The 2,823-nt window shown below is 36.5% G+C and carries 3 protein-coding genes; all 3 read left to right on the top strand.

Annotated elements, in window-relative coordinates; all coding sequences use genetic code 11:
- Positions 1–471 (top strand): aminotransferase class III-fold pyridoxal phosphate-dependent enzyme (locus tag AC1DUW_RS24980; protein WP_477643737.1); only part of this gene is annotated, 471 nt, incomplete at its 5' end.
- Positions 472–606: 135 nt separating this feature from the next.
- Positions 607–1,350: a PIG-L family deacetylase gene (locus tag AC1DUW_RS24985; RefSeq protein ID WP_053345775.1), complete on the top strand. Its 744-nt coding sequence runs from the start codon at positions 607–609 to the stop codon at positions 1,348–1,350.
- Positions 1,351–1,422: 72 nt separating this feature from the next.
- Positions 1,423–2,493 (top strand): YeiH family protein, encoded by a 1,071-nt coding sequence (locus AC1DUW_RS24990; protein ID WP_053345776.1) that lies wholly within the window; start codon positions 1,423–1,425, stop codon positions 2,491–2,493.
- Positions 2,494–2,823: the final 330 nt, after the last annotated feature.

Consider the following 2,823-nt stretch of genomic DNA (forward strand, 5'->3'; position numbering starts at 1 on the left):
GCTGTGAACTCTAGGATTTATGAAAAATTTAAGGAGAACGGAAATTTAAATCATTTTAGACATGTGTCAACCTACGGAGGGCACCCTGCATCTTGCGCAGTTGCCCTCAAGAACATTGAAATTATCGAAAATGAAAATATTGTTCAACGAGTATCTGAACTCAGTGAATCAACACTAAGTGAACTCTTTGAATTGACTGCTCTAGAAAAAGTTGGAGAAGTGCGAGGAATTGGATTTTTATATGGAATTGAACTAGTAGAAGATAAAAAATCAAAAACACCTGTATCTGAAGAGCTAATGGGAAAGGTAATTGGGGCTTGTAAGAAAAAAGGCCTGATTATTGGCCGAAACGGAGATACAGTTCCTGGATACGGGAATGTATTAATTATTGCACCGCCTTTATCCTCAACTGTTGAAGATTTACACTTTGTCATTGAAACTGTTAAATCTGTTTTGTATGAATTGTGTTAACCCTTAATGTAGATAAAGGCTTCAGATAACTTTATTGGTCACCATTAAAGTGGGCATGATATGTCTAACAGTTTTGACATCCATGTCCGTTTTTTTATATAAATGCTGATAGACTAATACAAAAGCGGAGGTATTATGGTATCTCAAGAAAAGTTATTGGTAATACTTGCGCATCCTGATGATGAGTCATTTCTTTGTGGAGGAACGATCGCCAAAATTTCTAAACTTGGTGTACAGATAACCTTACTTTGCGCAACAAAAGGTGAGATGGGCAGGCGTATGGGCAATCCCATTCTTACAACGAGAGAATCATTGCCGAAATTACGAGAACTAGAGTTAAAAAACGCATGCGAAGTATTAGGGATTAACGACCTGCGTTATTTAAATTTAAGGGATAAAACAATTGAGTTTGAAGATATAGATTTATTAGTGGAGCGAATTGTAAAAGTGATTCGAGAAATTAAACCTCAAGTAATAGTAACGTTTAATGAGAAATACGGGGGACATCCAGACCATTGTGCAATTGGTCGTGCAGCGACATTAGCATTTTCAAAATCAGGTGATTCAGATTTTTATCCAGATTCTGTTTTCTCTGCCTTTAAGGCTCAGAGACTGTACTTTGTCCTTTGGCATACATATTATGAAAAATGGATAAAAGAGAGCATGCTGAAAAGTGTGACTAAAGTAAATATCTCAGAAACTCTGCAAAAAAAGATTCGGGCTTTAAGGTCTCATCGTTCCCAAACTTTAGCCGTTCCTGAATTATGGGATAATAAAAAACCTACTTTACCTTTTTTAACAGAATACGAGTATTTTATTAAAGGAAATCCCCCCTATATTATAGAAGAAACTGATCTTTTTCAAACAATAGAAATGTAGCGATGATACATGATTTTTAAAGCAAACCGGGTTACAGTGGTCTTAATTTATCTGGAAAGGAGGAAGGAATGAATGCAATTAGAAAAATATAAGCCCCTAGAGGAAACAAGTGAGGAACAACAATATTCAAAATTACCTCTTCAAGAAAAGAAATCAAGCTTACTATTGTGGATTGGTGGTATTGCTTTTACATTTTTTATCGCACTTTTAGGTTTGGGGCTGTCTAAAATTACAGGATTTGATCGAATTGGACCGCTTGCTTGCTCAATTATTATTGCGGTCATTTATCGCCAAATTGCAGGCTATCCAGAAAAATTCCGTAAGGGCATTGAATTTTCCGCTAAAAAACTTCTCCGTTTTGCAATTATTTTATATGGTTTGAAATTAAATATTGATGTGATTTTTAATCAAGGTTTGCCATTATTGGTTCGTGACATAGGAACCGTAGCTTTTGCGATAATCGTAATGGTTCTGATTGCAAAGTGGTTAAAAGCTGATCCTTCAATTTCGCTTCTTCTCGCGGTAGGAACGGGTGTGTGYGGTGCAGCAGCAATCGCAGCAATATCTCCTATCGTGAAAGCAAAAGAAGAAGATACGGCCATAGGTGTAGGTATAATCGCCTTAATGGGGACACTTTTTTCTATAATTTATACCCTAATACGACCTATCCTTCCGATATCAGCGATGGATTATGGTATATGGTCTGGTATCAGTCTTCATGAAATAGCTCATGTTGCATTGGCAGGAGCCCCAGCAGGTGAAGATGCGCTAGCTATTGCGCTATTGGCAAAATTAGGTCGTGTCTTTTTACTTATCCCATTATGCTTCATTTTTATGTATTGGATGAAAAAACGTTCATCGGAAAAAACGGGTAAAGATGCAAAAATTGATTTTCCATGGTTCCTCGTTGGTTTTATAATGATGAGTTTAATTGGAAGCTATGTGTTTGGAACATATATCTCAGTTTCTCCAATCGTAATGGAGGGTATTTCTAAAACTACTACATTTATTTTGACTATGGCGATGATTGGTCTTGGACTTAATGTCAGTTTGCAGGCTCTTCGTACAAAAGCCATGCGTCCACTTTTGGCAATGACCATTACCTCGTTGCTACTTTCTATAATCTCGTACTTTATAGTATAGAGCTAGAGGATCTTATAATTGGAGGGGACAGCCTTCCAGTGTTGTCTATAGAATCACAAGGGTATTATTGAATACAGATGACATCATACGGAAGTGAGGGTATTTTTTGAACGAAAACATCTTTTCCCATTTTGAACTGTACCCTGAATAGTTGGCACTATTCAGGGTTTTCTATATCCATAGATACTCGTTTAATTCATGCGAAGAGTTTGAACATAGGAAATTATTTATAATAATCATTGGAACCGTTTAGAGACCAAACACTGTACAAAACTTTTCTGATTGTTCGAAAGTGAGAGTTGTAATAGAACACAAGACAGGGAACATCTC

The organism is Peribacillus sp. P4_C12 (genome assembly GCF_056402095.1).

What these genes read in the sequence shown, in the direction of transcription:
- AC1DUW_RS24985 (WP_053345775.1), top strand. Translation starts at nt 607, where the DNA reads ATGGTATCTCAAGAAAAGTTATTGGTAATACTTGCGCATCCTGATGAT.